At 42.8% G+C, this 15821-nt stretch carries 12 protein-coding genes and 1 pseudogene; 7 read left to right on the top strand and 6 right to left on the bottom strand.

From position 1 onward, the window contains the following. The first annotated feature begins 73 nt into the window (after window positions 1–73). The 6 genes from A6B41_RS01200 (at window position 74) to citG (ending at window position 6964) form a co-directional block, all read left to right on the top strand. On the top strand, window positions 74–1537 hold the full coding sequence (locus tag A6B41_RS01200) for an anion permease (RefSeq protein WP_027073376.1): 1464 nt from the start codon (window positions 74–76) through the stop codon (window positions 1535–1537). Window positions 1538–1624: 87 nt separating this feature from the next. Continuing rightward, window positions 1625–2689 (top strand): 4-oxalomesaconate tautomerase, encoded by a 1065-nt coding sequence (locus A6B41_RS01195; protein ID WP_027073377.1) that lies wholly within the window; start codon window positions 1625–1627, stop codon window positions 2687–2689. Window positions 2690–2737: 48 nt separating this feature from the next. Beyond that, the gene (gene citD, locus A6B41_RS01190; protein WP_027073378.1) at window positions 2738–3025 is read left to right on the top strand and encodes a citrate lyase acyl carrier protein; all 288 of its coding nucleotides are present in this window, start codon (window positions 2738–2740) and stop codon (window positions 3023–3025) included. Window positions 3026–3033: 8 nt separating this feature from the next. Beyond that, window positions 3034–3909: a citrate (pro-3S)-lyase subunit beta gene (gene citE, locus A6B41_RS01185; protein ID WP_027073379.1), complete on the top strand. Its 876-nt coding sequence runs from the start codon at window positions 3034–3036 to the stop codon at window positions 3907–3909. A gap of 12 nt (window positions 3910–3921) precedes the next feature. Continuing rightward, window positions 3922–5421, top strand: coding sequence for a citrate lyase subunit alpha (gene citF, locus A6B41_RS01180; protein WP_027073380.1), 1500 nt, complete (start codon window positions 3922–3924; stop codon window positions 5419–5421). A gap of 190 nt (window positions 5422–5611) precedes the next feature. Then, entirely contained in the window at window positions 5612–6964 is a 1353-nt protein-coding gene (gene citG / locus A6B41_RS01175) for a triphosphoribosyl-dephospho-CoA synthase CitG (RefSeq protein ID WP_027073381.1), read from the top strand. A 61-nt stretch (window positions 6965–7025) separates the two neighbouring features. Here citG and A6B41_RS01170 read toward each other — a convergent pair whose 3' ends face one another. The 5 genes from A6B41_RS01170 to A6B41_RS01150 form a co-directional block, all read right to left on the bottom strand. Next, complete coding sequence (locus tag A6B41_RS01170; RefSeq protein ID WP_027073382.1) at window positions 7026–8159, bottom strand: Gfo/Idh/MocA family protein; 1134 nt, start codon at window positions 8157–8159, stop codon at window positions 7026–7028. A gap of 127 nt (window positions 8160–8286) precedes the next feature. Further along, complete coding sequence (locus A6B41_RS01165) at window positions 8287–9315, bottom strand: ABC transporter permease (protein WP_050436759.1); 1029 nt, start codon at window positions 9313–9315, stop codon at window positions 8287–8289. An 11-nt stretch (window positions 9316–9326) separates the two neighbouring features. After that, a complete protein-coding gene (locus A6B41_RS01160; RefSeq protein WP_027073384.1) occupies window positions 9327–10871 on the bottom strand; it encodes a sugar ABC transporter ATP-binding protein in 1545 nt (514 codons plus the stop codon). A 50-nt stretch (window positions 10872–10921) separates the two neighbouring features. Then, window positions 10922–11860 carry a sugar ABC transporter substrate-binding protein gene (locus A6B41_RS01155; protein WP_027073385.1) on the bottom strand — a complete coding sequence of 313 codons (939 nt, stop codon included), beginning with the start codon at window positions 11858–11860 and terminating at the stop codon, window positions 10922–10924. 374 nt (window positions 11861–12234) lie between these two features. After that, on the bottom strand, window positions 12235–13746 hold the full coding sequence (locus tag A6B41_RS01150) for a CoA-acylating methylmalonate-semialdehyde dehydrogenase (RefSeq protein WP_027073386.1): 1512 nt from the start codon (window positions 13744–13746) through the stop codon (window positions 12235–12237). A 208-nt stretch (window positions 13747–13954) separates the two neighbouring features. Between A6B41_RS01150 and iolB the strand changes: the two genes are divergently transcribed. Further along, window positions 13955–14776: a 5-deoxy-glucuronate isomerase gene (gene iolB, locus A6B41_RS01145; RefSeq protein ID WP_027073387.1), complete on the top strand. Its 822-nt coding sequence runs from the start codon at window positions 13955–13957 to the stop codon at window positions 14774–14776. Between the two features lie 64 nt (window positions 14777–14840). Here the strand turns inward: iolB and A6B41_RS01140 are convergent. After that, window positions 14841–15749 (bottom strand): annotated as a pseudogene (locus A6B41_RS01140) (aldehyde dehydrogenase family protein); the annotation flags it as partial. Between the last annotated feature and the right edge of the window lie 72 nt (window positions 15750–15821).

Raw genomic sequence — 15821 nt, 5'->3', positions numbered from 1 at the left:
TAATTGCCTACCTCAAATTAATTAGTTATATATATGACTAGTTGAATTTTTAATTGTCATTGAGGTTTACAATATGAACTCTAAAAAACTCTTACATCTTGCAATAGTGCTTGCTTGCCCAGTCGCAACTTATCTCTTTGCAACTCCAGAAGGTATGTCTACTATTGGTTGGCACCTACTAGGAGTTTACATTGGGACAATTCTTGCTCTTATTTTAAAAGTCTATCAAGCTCCAGTCATATTATTATCGGCAATCGCAATTGCGGCGATAATCATTGGAAATACACCAGCAGAAGTTTTAGCAGATGGTACTAAAATTGCCTTAAAACAAGGAGCTGTATTAGATGGCTACAAATCCGGTACTACATGGCTTATCTTTGCTGCATTTGCAATGAGCGCAGCATTTGTCGGCACTGGTTTAGGTAAACGTATTGCTTATAAAATGATCGGTTCCTTCGGTAAATCAACTTTACGCATCGGTTATATCAATGCTGTTTTAGACTTATTGATCTCACCAGCAATGCCTTCAACAACAGCACGTGGTGGTGGCATTATGGCGCCCATCATGGAAGCTACAGCACGCTCATTAGGGTCAGAACCAGGAGAGACTTCACGTAAGGCGGGGCATTACTTATTGTTAAATACTTATATGGTCGTTAAAACTACAGGTTATATGTTCTTTACTGCTATGGCACCAAATGCTGTTGCCCTGGAGTTAATGCGTCCAATTATGGGCATTAATTACGATTGGACACAATGGTTTTTGGCGGCTTGTGTGCCAGGTATTGTTTCTCTTATCTTAATGCCTTTTGTTGCTTATATTCTCTATAAACCAGAGATTACAGAAGTAAATAACAAAGAAATTGCTAAGAAAGGCTTAGAAGAAATGGGACCGATGAAAACCAAAGAAAAGATTCTTGCTGGTTTATTTGTTGCTGCCATTATCGGTTGGGTTTTTTCTGATGTATTAGGAGTGAGTGCTTCAACAGTTGCAATTTGTGCAATGGCATTAATCTTAGCAACGTCGGTACTTACTTGGGATGATATGCTTAAAAACAAAGGTGGTTGGACAACCTTTACTTGGTATGGAGCACTACTTGGTTTAGCGGGCGTATTAGATAAAGCGAAATTCTTTGATTGGTTATCGGCAGCGATGGGAAATATGTTCTCTGGGGCAGAGATGAATACAACCTTCGCTACAGTATTAATATTAGCCTTAAGTGTAGCAGTACGTTATTTATTTGCTTCAGGTGGTGCTTATGTAGCAGCAATGGTTCCGGTATTCTCTGCTGTAGGTGTAGCCGTTGGGGCTGATCCAGTACTACTTTCACTCGGTTTATTATTTTCAAATAGCTACGGTAGCATGGTAACGCATTATGGCTCAGGTCCTGCTGCGGTAATTTATGGCATTGGTTACCATGACCTAAAATCCTTCTGGATTGTAGGTGGTATATGTGCCCTTGTCACATTAATTATTCACTGCACAATTGGTTTCGGTTGGTGGTCAATGCTTCATAGTATGGGTGTAATTGGCTGATCCCCAATTACTTCTGTGAAAAGTTTAAATGAACTTGGCGGATCTGTTCCCGCTTTTTATAAAAGATTTTGTAATTGGAGAAACTAGATGAAAAAAGTTCCTTGTATGATTATCCGTGGAGGCACATCTAAAGGCTTATACTTTTTAAAAGACGATTTACCAACTAGTGTAGCAGAACGTGATAAGTTTTTAATGACCATTATGGGGTCAGGTGATGCAACCCAAATCAACGGTTTAGGAGGAGCAACAAGCGTAACCAGCAAAGTAGCTATTATCTCAAAATCTGAAAAAGAAGGGGTCGACTTAGATTACCTTTTCGCCCAAATTGGTATTGATCAAAAAGTTGTTGATACGGCCCCTTCTTGCGGAAATATCCTTTCTGGCATTATTTGTTTCGCAAGTGAAAAAGGTTTAATTGAACTACAAGATGGCGTAACTTCGGTGGTGGTAAACAACGTCAATACCAACAGTATTATTGAAGTATCGGCAGAAAGCCCAAACTGCCAACTTAAATATGATGGTACAGCAGAAGTGTCCGGTGTGCCGGGCACTGGATCGCCTGTCAATCTAAACTTCAGTCAAATTGAAGGGGCAAAAACAGGTAAAGTTTTCCCAACCGGCAATAAACAAGACGAGATTAATGGCTACAATGTGACTTGTATTGATGTCGCAATGCCAATGGTATTGTTTAGTGCTAAAGATCTCGGCTTAACCGGAAAAGAATCCAAAGCAGAACTTGATGCAAATAGGACCCTCTTTGATATTATTGAGCCAATTCGCCGTAAAGCGGGCGAATTAATGGGTTTAGGAGACGTCTCGCAAAAAGTGATTCCTAAAATAGGTATACTTTCACCCCCTACCGGTAAAGGTAATATTACTTCACGTTATTTTGTGCCAGATAAATGCCATGCAAGCCATGCCGTCACAGGCTCAATTTGTGTATCCGCCGCTTGTAATATTGAAGGTACAGTTGCTCACCCACTTTATAAGGACACTGGTTCTGTGGTAACGATTGAGCATCCATCAGGCTTTATCAGTGTAGATATGATGTGTGAAAAAACCAATGACAGTTATAAATTCACCCGTTCTGCATTAGTTCGTACAGCACGCCCACTAATGATGGGTGAGGTATATTACGACGAGAGTTTGTAATCTCATCAACCAGATTATGATTTAAACCTAATTATTAAGGAATGTATTATGCAAATAATTAAAGTTGCTGTTGCAGGTACGCTAGAATCAAGTGATGTTCAGGTTCGCATCACTCCTGCAACATCATTAGATATTGAGTTAAATAGCTCAGTAGGCAAACAATTTGGTGAAGATATTTTAGCAACAATTCAAGATGTATTAACCACTTTTGAAGTGAAAGCCGCCCAGGTGATTGTAGAAGACAGAGGGGCATTAGATTGTGTACTTCGCGCTCGTTTAAAAGCAGCACTTTTACGGGCAACAGAAGAAGAAATTGACTGGGAGAAAGTACTATGAGCCAGAAAATAAAATTAAGAAGAAGTATGCTTTTTGTCCCAGGCTCAAATGCGGCAATGCTCAGCAATACATTTATTTATAAACCAGATGCCATTATGTTTGACCTAGAAGATGCCGTAGCATTACAGGAAAAAGACTCTTCCCGTATCTTGGTTGCACATGCGTTACAACACCCACTTTATCAAGACATGGAAACCGTAGTTCGCGTAAATCCATTAGATTCCGAATTCGGCTTAAAAGACTTAAATGCCGTAGTACGTGCCGGTGTTGATGTGGTACGTATGCCGAAAACAGAAACTGCTCAAGACGTAATTGATATGGATAATGCAATCACTGAAATTGAAAAAGCTTGTGGACGAGAATTAGGATCAACCTTAATGTTAGCGGCAATAGAATCACCACTAGGCATTACCCAAGCCAATCAAATTGCGACAGCTTCAAATCGCTTAATCGGTATCGCACTTGGTGCTGAAGACTATGTGCGTAATTTAAAAACAGAGCGCTCTGCAGACGGTATTGAATTATTATTTGCTCGCTGTTCAATCTTGCAAGCAGCTCGAGCAGCCGGTATTCAAGCTTTCGATACAGTTTACTCAAATATCAATAATGAAGAAGGTTTTCTCAATGAAGCTGCGCTTATCAAACAATTAGGCTTTGACGGTAAATCATTAGTAAATCCTCGCCAAATTGAGCTACTACATAATTTATTTGCACCAACACAGAAAGATGTAGAACAGGCACAGAGTATTATTGAAGCAGCAGAAGAAGCAAAACGTAAAGGCTTAGGTGTGGTATCACTGAACGGCAAAATGATCGATGCACCAATTATCGATCGTGCACAATTAGTACTTCAACGTGCAAAACATGGTATTCGTGAAGAGTAAGGAAGAACCATTATGACAACTAGAGAACAACGTATCGAAAAATTTAATGGTAATAAACCTGTTTACCAAGCTGAACCAAAAGCAGAATCACTGATTCGTACGGCAAAAGATCGTAAAGTTTGTAATAACCTCGAAGAAGCTATTCACCGCTCAGGATTAAAAGACGGCATGACTGTTTCGTTCCACCATGCCTTCCGCGCAGGCGACTTCGTGGTCAATATGGTGATGAACAAAATTGCTGAAATGGGCTTTAAAAATTTAACCCTTGCCTCTAGCTCATTAATCGACAGCCATTTTCCAATTATTGAACATATTAAAAATGGGGTTGTAACCAAAATTTATTCGTCAGGAATTCGCGGTAAATTAGCAGATGAAATTTCCAAAGGGATCTTAAAAGAACCTGTGCATATCCACTCCCATGGAGGTCGTGTTCACTTAGTCAAATCCGGTGAATTAAAAATTGACGTGGCATTTTTAGGCGTGCCAATGTGTGATAAATTTGGTAATGCCAATGGCTTTAGCGGTAAAAGTAAATGTGGTTCATTAGGTTATGCTCGTATTGATGCGGAATATGCCGATAAAGTTGTACTATTAACTGAAGAATTTGGCGAATATCCACTTAATCCCGCCAGTATCACTCAAGATCGTGTGGATTTAATCGTACAAGTAGATGAAGTGGGCGATCCGAAGAAAATCGGTGGAGGAGCAACCCGTATGACCACCAACCCACGAGAACTATTAATCGCACGCAAATGTGCGGAAGTGATCTTCAATTCAGGCTATTTTAAAGACGGTTTTTCATTCCAAACAGGGACAGGTGGAGCATCACTTGCAGTAACACGTTTCCTTGAAGATAAAATGCGCCGTAAAAATATCACAGCCAGTTTTGGTTTAGGTGGGATTACTTCAACCATGGTGGCATTACATGAAGCAGGTCTCATCAAAAAATTAATTGATGTACAATCTTTTGATAAAGATGCAGCAGAATCACTTGCCCGTAACTCAAATCATATTGAAGTCTCAGCAAACCAATATGCCAATTTCAGTTCAAAAGGCGCTTCTGTTGAACGTCTAGATGTGGTTATTTTATCTGCACTTGAAATTGACACGAAATTTAATGTCAATGTTTTAACCGGCTCTGATGGTGTGATTCGTGGCGCTTCAGGCGGGCATTGCGATACGGCCTCCTCAGCACAGGTTGCCATTATTGTAGTGCCATTGGTACGTGGTCGCATTCCTTGTGTAGTTGAAAATGTACTCACTTGTGTCACCCCGGGTGAAAATATTGATATTCTTGTGACAGATCACGGTGTCGCAGTCAATCCAAAACGTCCAGATTTAATTGAAAAATTAACGGAAGCAGATATTGAATTATTCAGTATTGAACAGCTCTGTGAACGAGCATATAGTATTACAGGCAGACCAAAAGAAATTGAGGTAACCGATCAGCCTGTTGCTGTGGTACGTTACCGTGATGGTTCTGTAATTGATACAGTTTATGCAGTCAAATAATAATGCTAGTTAGCTATTAATGATCTGCACCTCAAATGTTGGATTCAACCAACAGCTTAAGGTGCGGATTTTTTCTGGCTTGAACCTCATACACTAGTCATAATGCAAGCGGTGCTTATTGAACAATTTTCGACAAAATAGTATTAAATACACTTTACTTTAGAACAAAAACCCGAGATAAAATACTCAAATGCACAACAAATTTATTCGTTTCTTCTCTTTGGACGGAGATAAAGTTTCCCTTGAACAGCTGCTTGAAGCACGAGAAAACCGAGCCTTATTACAGCAGCAATGCATCCAACAATATGGGCAAACGTTACTTTCTGTGACCTTGTTAGCTGTTGGCGAAGTCAAGAAAAATACCTTATTAGACTATGTATTTGAAAAAGCGTTAAGCAGCCTCTCTATACTTTTTCAGCAATTAAATATTCAACCTACCGCAGAATTTATTCGCCCATTCAACACAGGACATGAAGCCCTATTTGTCTTACCGATAGATGCAAAACAGCTAAAAAAATTAACAATAGAATTAGAAGATAGTTCAGATCTTTCCCGCCTTTGGGATATTGATGTGATTGATTCACGAGGGCAGTTACTCAGTCGTACAGAATTTAATATTTCACCCCGTCCTTGTTTAATTTGTTCAGAGAATGCAAAAAGTTGTGCAAGATCCCGCAAACATACTCTTAATGAACTCTATACAGAAATACAACGACGTGCCCGAACGTTTTACTTAGCAGAAAATATCGCTGAATCTGTTTATCAAGCTTTATTGAAAGAAGTTTACCTTACCCCTAAACCTGGATTAGTTGATCGTAGTAACAACGGTGCACATAACGATATGAATGTACGAACCTTTGAACGCAGTGCTGTCGTTCTACGCCCCTTCTTCACTCAATTTGTCTTAAAAGGCATTGCTACTGCAAACCTTCCCGTTAAGCAAATTTTAACGCAAATCAGACCGCTTGGTCTGCAAGCAGAACAAGCCATGTTTCAAGCGACAAACAATGTAAATACCCACAAGGGGGCAATTTTTGCCTTTGGCTTAGTTTGCACCGCAATTGGCCGGTTATTTGAACAAAAAACAGATATAAATCACACTAACATTTGTCAGCTTGTTGCACAATTCGCACAAGGTTTGACCACCGAATTACAGCATTACTCCGCCAATCAGCCTCTTACTGCTGGGATAATACTCTACCGAGAATATGGTTTAACAGGCGCAAGAGGAGAAGCAGAGAGCGGCTTTGGCACAATCCACCCTGTCCTAGCTGAATATACAAACCAAAAGATTGAAAATGATGAAATTTGGTTACGCATTTTATTGAAAATAATTGCAAAAAATAATGATACCAATGTAGTTCACCGAGGTGGCATAAATGCCCTATACTGGGTGAAAAATGAGGCAAAACGCCTATTAAATGATGAAGATTTCAACCTAAAAAATTTGCACTCTTTTGATAATGCTTGCATTCACAAAAATATTAGTTGTGGAGGTAGTGCCGATTTGTTGGCATTGACCATTTTTCTGTTAAACCTTTGATATTCCCCCTGCTCTAAATAAGAATTTACCTTTTGAAGATGCGATATAAGATACCATCTATTTAAATTTCATTTATCTCCACCCAGCGTTTCTCTTCTGCCGATTTCGCAATTGCCTCTAACACTCGAGAAACCTTGTAGCCCTCTTCAAAATCAGGGAACATACGGTCATCGGAGGCGATACCGTTGATGAGATCGCGGATTTCGACCGCTTTTTGGTCGTTAAAGCCGATGCCGTGGCCGGCACTCACGCAGAATGCGGCATAGTCGGGGTGTTCCGGGCCGACGAGAATAGTTTTGAAGCCTTGGCGGGATTCGTCGTCATCATGCAAATAGAGTTTCAGTTCCGCCATCCGTTCTTGGGTGTAACTGAGCGTGCCTTTGGTGCCGGTTACGACATAAGTTAGCCCCATTTTGCGGCCACAAGCGATGCGGGAGCTTTCAATCGTGCCCATCACACCGTTGGCAAAACGTACTAAGGCAGTGGCTTGGTCTTCATTTTCGACTGGGATTTTTTCTGCCAAGTTTTGTGGATTTGGGCGTTCGGTTATGACGGTTTGCATATCGCCGACGACACTGATAATCTCTTCCCCAACCAGATAGTGAGCCATACTGACAATGTGCGCAGCTAAATCGCCCAATGTTCCTAGCCCGGCTTTGGCTTTGTAGCAGTGCCAGTCAATCGGTGTGTTAGGGTTGGCGAGATAGTCTTCGTTGTGTGTGCCATAGAAATGCACCACATCGCCAATTTCGCCGTTTTGGATAATTTGGCGAGCAAGTTGTGTGGTGGGGTTCTTGATGTAATTAAAGCCAACCAACGTTTTTACACCCGCTTTTTGTGCAGCTTCAACCATCTCTTTGGCATCGACGGCAGTCAATGCCAGCGGTTTTTCGGAATAGACGTGTTTGCCGTGTTTGATCGCTTCAAGGGCGATTTCTTTGTGCAGAAAATTTGGGGTGCAGATATCGACCACATCCACATTCGGATCGGCAACCAGTTTACGCCAGTCGTCCGTAGCACGATTAAAGCCGAATTCTTGGGCTTTTTGTTCAGCCAGTGTTTGGTTGATTTCAGCAAGGTATTCGAGTTGGAGTTTGCCTTTAAGCGGGAAGAGTGTTGGCGCTTGGGCGTAGGCAATGGCGTGGCAGCGGCCGATGTAGCCTGTGCCAACCAAGCCGATTTTGACGGTTCTCATAATGTATCCCTAAAATTGAAAATCTTTAATATACGATGAAATATTTCTCTCTTTAGCCAAGAAGGAAGTAAAAAAATAAGCGGTCTGTTTTTGCAAAAATTTTACAAATTCAGACCGCTTGTTTCAGTTAAATCGCCCCTCGTCTGCTCTTCGCATAGGTATCAAAGGCTACCGCAAGGATAATGATGATCCCCATAATAATCTGTTGATAGTAGGCAGAAACATCCATCAGCACTAAGCCGTTAATCAACACGCCCATAATAATTGAGCCGATGATCGTGCCGGTAATCCGTCCATATCCGCCCATCAGTGAGGTTCCACCAATCACCACAGAGGCAATCACACGTAACTCGAACGATACACCGGCAACCGATTCCGCACTGCCTAAACGGGCGGAGAGAATGAAACCGGCTAATCCTGCTAATGCACCGATTACAACATATACACTCACTAAGGTGCGGTTGATGTTTACCCCCGCAAGACGAGCGGCTTCGGGATTGCCGCCGACTGAGTAGACATAGCGTCCCCAGCGGGTTTTGTGGAGAGCAAAGTAGCCGATAATGGCAACAACAGCGAAGATCACAACCGGTACCGGCACGCCTAAAATATCGCCACGTCCCCACCAGCGGTAGCCCTCATCAAAGCCGGCAATTGGCGAACCGTTGTTCAGTACTAAGGTAACTCCACGCCAAATCGTCATACCGCCAAGTGTAATAATAAACGGCGGTAATTTAAGTTTAGTGACACCCAATCCGTGCAGCCAGCCGATCAATGTGCCTAAACCTAAACAGATACCTAACCCAATCAGCCAGCTCATTCCACCCCAAGCACCGGCTTCGACTGTCACAGTATTATCGCCTTTGATAATATAGGCAGCGAACATTGCCGTTACCGCTAAAATTGAGCCGACAGAGAGGTCAATCCCCGCAGTGAGAATAACAAAAGTCATCCCCACCGCCATAATTCCAAAAATAGAGACTTCGGTTAACACATTGTAGATATTGCGTTGAGACAGGAAAGCACTATTTTGTGAGGTAAAGAAAATAATCAGTAAAATTAAGAAAATTAGTACGCCAAAGCGTTCAAAGAAGGCAATAAAATCGATTTTTCCTTTGTCATCAACCATACCTAGGTTTTTTAAAAATTGTGTTGTCATATAAACCTCTCTTATGCTGCCTGTTCATGCTGAACGCCGACTGCCATCATTGACATTAATTTTTCTTCGGTTGCCTCATCACCGTGAATTTCACCGGTTACGCGACCTTCGGATAAGGTAATAATACGATCTGAAATGGCCATAATTTCAGGTAAATCGGAGGAGATAACTAGTACCGCCACGCCTTGTTTCGCCATATCGAACAGCACTTGGTGAACTTCCGATTTTGCACCTACATCGATACCTCGGGTCGGCTCATCAACAATTAACACTTTTGGATTAAGTGCCATACAGCGGGCAAGAATCACTTTTTGCTGGTTTCCGCCGGAGAGCTTGCGTGCTTCCAACTCACTGTGTGCCATTTTGATGCGGAGTGCTTGGCGGTAGGTTTCAATCAGGTCATCTTCTTTTTGATTATCGACGAACAGATTACCTTTCAATAATTTTCCTAAAATTGGCAACGTCATATTAGTTTTAATCGGCAAGCCGAGTACTAAGCCCTCTTTTTTACGATCTTCGGGCATCAGTGCGACGCCTTTTTCCAGTGCATCCAGCGGAGAAACCGCGGCATACGGTTTGCCGTCTAAGCTGATTTCATCAGCAGTATATTTTTCTACGCCGAATAAACATCGGGCGATTTCGGTACGGCCTGCCCCCACCAAACCGGCAATGCCTAATACTTCACCTTCGTGAATATTGAAAGATACACCGTGTAATGCAATACCGTGTGGGTCAAGTGCCGGTTTTTCACGATGTAGATTTTTCACTGCTAAACGTACAGGGCGATGAGTGTGGTGAGTCTCTTCCGGTGGACGGCGGGTAAAGGCGACTTCACGCCCGACCATCATTCGGATAATGTCATCCACATTCACATTTTTCACTTCACCTTCGCCTGAGTAACGTCCGTCTTGGAAGACAGTAAAGCGATCACATAGCGCAAACACTTCGTTTAAACGGTGGGTCACATAAATCACACTAACACCACGGCTTTTTAAATCACGCACGATTTGGTGAAGGGTTTCCACCTCTTTGTCACTAAGGGCAGCGGACGGCTCGTCCATAATGATCAATTTGGCGTTTAAGGTCATCGCTCGGGCAATTTCAACCATCTGTTGTTGAGCGACACTTAAGCGCGAAACTTGGGTGTCGGGTTTGATATTTAAACCAAGGTTATCTAGCACCAATTGGGCTTCGTCGTTTACCGCTTTTTCATTAACAAACAAGCCTTTGGTCGGCTCACGCCCGAGGAAAAAGTTTTCCGCCACCGTCATATTCGGCAGCAAATTGAATTCTTGATAGATAGTAACAATCCCTTTGAGCTGACGATCAAACGGGGAATCATCGAGACTTAAGGTTTCGCCATTAAAAATAATCTCGCCACTGGTTTGCGGTTGTGCACCGGAAAGAGCTTTTAATAGGGTGGATTTACCTGCACCGTTCTCACCCAGTAATGCGTGAACTTCACCCGCACCTACGGTAAGTTTGACGCCGTTGAGTGCCATTACGCCGGAAAAGCTTTTTTTCAAGTCTCGGACTTCAAGTAAAGGAGTAGACATACAACCTCCGAAAGAAAAACCTCCCCACCTCACAGCAGGGAGGCAAAAAATTATTCGCTCACTTCTGCGAAACGTTCCGCTTCTTGCAGGTTCTCTTTCAGAATAATTTTCGGTGGATAGTCCGCACCGGTCACTTCTTTTTTATCGCGAATGTTACCGACCACTTGCTCTAAGGCTGTACTGACCGCAAAGCCCGGGCGTTGGTCGGCAGTTAAGAACAACCAGCCATCTTTCACGCGAGCTAGTGCTTCCGGAGTGGCGTCAAAGCCTGTCACTAAAATGTCGCCCGCTTTTAAACCTTGGCTACGTAGTGCTTCGATTGCACCGAGTGCCATATCGTCGTTTGCAGAGATGATCACTTCCGGTTTCTCTTTTAACGTTGGCAACACGCTTTCAATAATACGTAAGCCTTCGGAACGTAACCAGTTACCGGTTTGATCCACGATAATTTTATATTTATCGCCACCTGCGACTAACTCATCACGAATCCCTTTGGTACGCTCAATGTTAGAGGTTGAGCCCGGCTGACCGGTTAAGAGAATCACTTTCGCACCGTTTGGGTATTTCGCTTTTACTGCTTTTGCTACTTCTTGACCACCTGTGTAGTTGTTTGCCCCAAAGTGTGGAACCGGTTTGCTGCTCTCGACTTTACGGTCAAGCGTTGCAGCGGGGATTTTTTCTTGAATAATTTCTTCCACTGCACCTGAAATCGCATTGACATCATTCGGTGAAATGATAATGCCTTTTGCACCACGCGTAATCGCATTCTCTAGATCAGAAGCTTGCTTAGTAGAAGAGCTTTGTCCGTCTAACACCTGTAATTTCACTTCCAATTTTTTGCTGGTTTCTACCGCAACCTTTTGAAGTTGTACTTCAAACGGGCTAGACAAGTTTGGAAGGCTAAATACTACTAGCTCATCTTTCGCAAAACTGTTTATAGCTAAACCTAGGGTTAATGCACTTAACGCAAATTTAAAACGCATTTTCATAAGAAATCCTCTTGATAGATGGAAATTGACGGCAATAAATTGCCAATGTTACTTCAAACTGCGAAGAAAAAATTAAGTTTTATTTCATTTAGAAAATTTTATGAAATAAATTTTTCAAAAAGGAATATAACATTCTAAATTTCACCGACCAACAGCTTTGTTTCAAATTTGTTAAACAGATCACATTTTTTCGGAAAAAAGTGTAAGAGGGGAGAAAGTAAGCGGTATGCTTTGCTCTGTTTTTTGCAAAAAATGAGGGAAACGAGTCCGCTTGTTAGACGTATATAGGCAACAGTTACTTCCGTCATATAAAAACAAAAAAGCGGCGATGGCTCGCCGCTAAACACTCAAAAAAGGAAATGTACTCAGTGTTATTATAATGTTGGGAAATTAAACGCCGCTTGGCTACGAACAGAGCTGTCCGGCCAACGGGTTGTGATGGTTTTCATACGGGTGTAGAAACGCACACCATCTGTTCCATACACATTTAGTGGCCCGAAGATAGAGGCTTTCCAACCACCGAAACAGTGGAACGCCATTGGTACTGGAATTGGAATATTCACCCCCACCATACCCGCTTGAACATCTTGGGTAAATTGACGAGCTGAGTCACCGTCTGCGGTGAAAATCGCACTACCGTTGCCGTATTGGTGGCTGTTGATCAGCGCAATACCTTCAGCGTAATCTTTCACTCGCACGACAGAGAGTACCGGCCCGAAGATCTCATCTTGCCAGATCGTCATATCAGGCATCACTTTATCAAACAAGGTGCCACCGACGAAATAGCCGTTCTCATTGCCTGCCACTTTGTAACCACGACCATCCACGCAGAGTTTCGCACCTTGCGCTACGCCTTGGTCGATATAGTTTTCAATTTTCGCTTTATGCTCTTTCGAAATCACCGGCCCCATATCGTTTTCAGGTGTGCCTTCCGGCAGTATACCGGCACCGATTTTCAGTGCTTTCACCTTTGGAATCAGCTCTTCGACGATTTTATCGGCAAACTCATCGCCGACCACGACCGCGACAGACAGAGCCATACAGCGCTCGCCTGCCGCACCAAATGCCGCACCGAGTAAAGCATTCACCGTGCCTTGAACATCGGCATCCGGCATAATCAATGCGTGGTTTTTCGCACCACCTAAGGCTTGAACGCGTTTGCCGTTTGCTGAGCCTTTCTCATAAATATATTGAGCGATTGGTGTTGAACCAACAAAACTCACGGCTTGAATACGTGGATCGGTTAAAAGAATATCCACAGCTTCTTTATCGCCTTGGACTACGTTGAACACACCGTCCGGTAAGCCCGCTTCTTTTAATAATTGGGCTAAGCGGATAGATACACTTGGGTCTTTTTCAGACGGTTTCAACACGAAAGTGTTACCGCAAACAATCGCCACTGGGAACATCCACATCGGCACCATTGCTGGGAAGTTGAATGGCGTAATACCGGCTACCACGCCTAATGGCTGTTGGATGGAGTGAATATCGATACCACGACCGGCATTTGCTGAAAATTCCCCTTTTTGTAAGTGTGGAATGCCAGTGGCAAATTCCACCACTTCTAAACCACGGGTTAATTCCCCAATCGCATCGGAGTAAATTTTACCGTGCTCAGAGCTGATAAGACGTGCCAACTCATCAAAGTTTGCTTCCAATAACTCTTTGAATTTAAATAATACTCTCGCACGGCGTAATGGAGATTGTTGCGACCAGCTTTTGAATGCTGCATCGGCAGCTGCAATCGCAGAATCCACTTCAGCAGCTGTGCTGAGTTTAACTTTTTTAGTCTCTTCACCTGTAGCAGGGTTAAATACTGAACTTACACGTTGGCTTTGACTTTCAACCACTGCACCGTTAATAAAATTTTTCACAAATTGGCTCATTTAAAGCTCCTTATTGAGGTTCATAGAGAAAAAGGACAAGTAATAAACTACCGCTAAAAATGAAAAACTTCAATAAAAACAGAATAAAAATGAAAAATTTATTTCATTTTTGTGATCTTGGTAACAAGTTTGAAGATTGCTGATACCCAAAAAAAGATCATTTCGGTATAGTAAGCTTATCATTTCACCACTATGGAGAAGAAATACGATGAGCTTTTTACTTTCAAAACCCAATAGAGTCCCTGAAAACGGGCAAATTCAAGACATTACCCCACAAAACGCCAACTGGGAATACGTTGGCTTTTCTGCCTATGAGCTAAACAATCAATCCCTTACCTTAGAGAGTGGTGAAAACGAACTCTGCTTAGTATTCGTAGCCGGCAAAGGCTCGGTGTTTGTCGATGAACATGCGTTTGAAAACATAGGCAACCGATCCAGCCCATTTGAAAAAATTCCACCGTATGCGGTCTATATTCCGCCACACAAGCAGGTAAAAGTGATTACAAGCGGTCAATTAGAGCTTGCGGTTTGCAAAGCACCGGGCGCAGGTAACCACCCTGTGCGTTTGATTACGCCAAACGATATCGGTGTAGAAAAACGTGGTTCTGGTAATAACCAACGCTTAGTCCACAACATTCTGCCAGAAACCGAACCGGCAGACAGTTTATTAGTGGTCGAGGTGTTCACAGATGAAGGTAACACCAGCTCCTACCCAAGCCATAAACATGATGAGAAAGATTCGCCAAACGAAACTTATCTGGAAGAGAGCTACTACCACCGCTTCGACCCACCACAGGGCTTTGCGATGCAACGGGTTTACACCGATGACTGCAGCCTTGATGAGTGTATGGCGGTGTATGACAAAGATGTAGTGAAAGTACCACGTGGCTACCATCCGGTGGCAACTATTGCCGGCTACAACAACTATTACCTAAATGTGATGGCAGGGCCGGTACGCCAGTGGAAATTCACTTGGGAGAAAGACCATTTATGGGTCAATAATGAGGAATACAAGACAAAATTTGAGTAAGACAAGCGGTTATTTTTCTTCTATTTTTTGCAAAAAATCGGGACGCTACCAGCGTCCCGAACAGTTAAATTTTCATACAGAGATATTTCATCTCTAAAAACTCTTCAATCCCATATTTCGAGCCCTCTCGCCCAATACCGGATTCTTTCATCCCTCCGAAAGGCGCAATTTCGTTGCTGATAATGCCTTCATTAATACCAACAATACCATATTCCAGCTGTTCAGAAACCCGCCAGATACGAGAGTTATTCTCACTAAACAAATAAGCTGCCAACCCAAATTCCGTGTCATTTGCCCACTCGATAACCTGTTCCTCTGTTTCAAATTTGAAAATAGGTGCAAGGGGTGCAAAGGTTTCCTCTTTAGCAACCTGCATTGCTTGAGTCACATTTTTTAAGATGGTAGGCTGGAAGAAAGTGCCGCCGAGAGCGTGACGTTTTCCGCCTACCACAACTTCTGCACCAAGTGAGATGGCATTTTGAATATGGCTTTCTACTTTTTCTACTGCTTTTTCGCTGATGAGCGCCCCCATCGTTACGCCTTCTTCAAATGGTGAGCCAAGTTTGATGGTTTTGATTTTCTGTTGAAATTTTGCAAGAAATTGCTCATAAATACCCGCTTGTACATAAATGCGGTTAGCACACACGCAGGTTTGCCCTGCATTGCGGAATTTGGAGGCAAACACGCCTTCGACTGCGGTGTCAAGATCAGCATCGTCAAACACAATCGCCGGCGCATTACCGCCCAGCTCCAATGCTAATTTTTTCACTGTGCCGGCTGCTTGTTGCATCAAAATTTTGCCGACACGGGTCGAGCCTGTAAAAGTGAGTTTACGCACGATAGGATTGGTACTCAGCTCTCGTCCAACTGCCTCGGTATCACTACTGGTAACCACATTAAACACACCTTTTGGAATACCTGCTTGCTCTGCCAACTTAGCCAATGCCAATGCAGAAAGTGGTGTTTCAGCCGCCGTATAAACCAATGCCTAATCCGCCGGAGCGTAGCCCTAAAAAAATAGCGGCAAGCACCACAAAAATTTCTG

It is taken from the genome of Mannheimia granulomatis, assembly GCF_013377255.1.
GTDB classification, from domain to species: Bacteria; Pseudomonadota; Gammaproteobacteria; order Enterobacterales; family Pasteurellaceae; genus Mannheimia; species Mannheimia granulomatis.
This window is presented reverse-complemented; position numbering and strand designations above follow the sequence as displayed.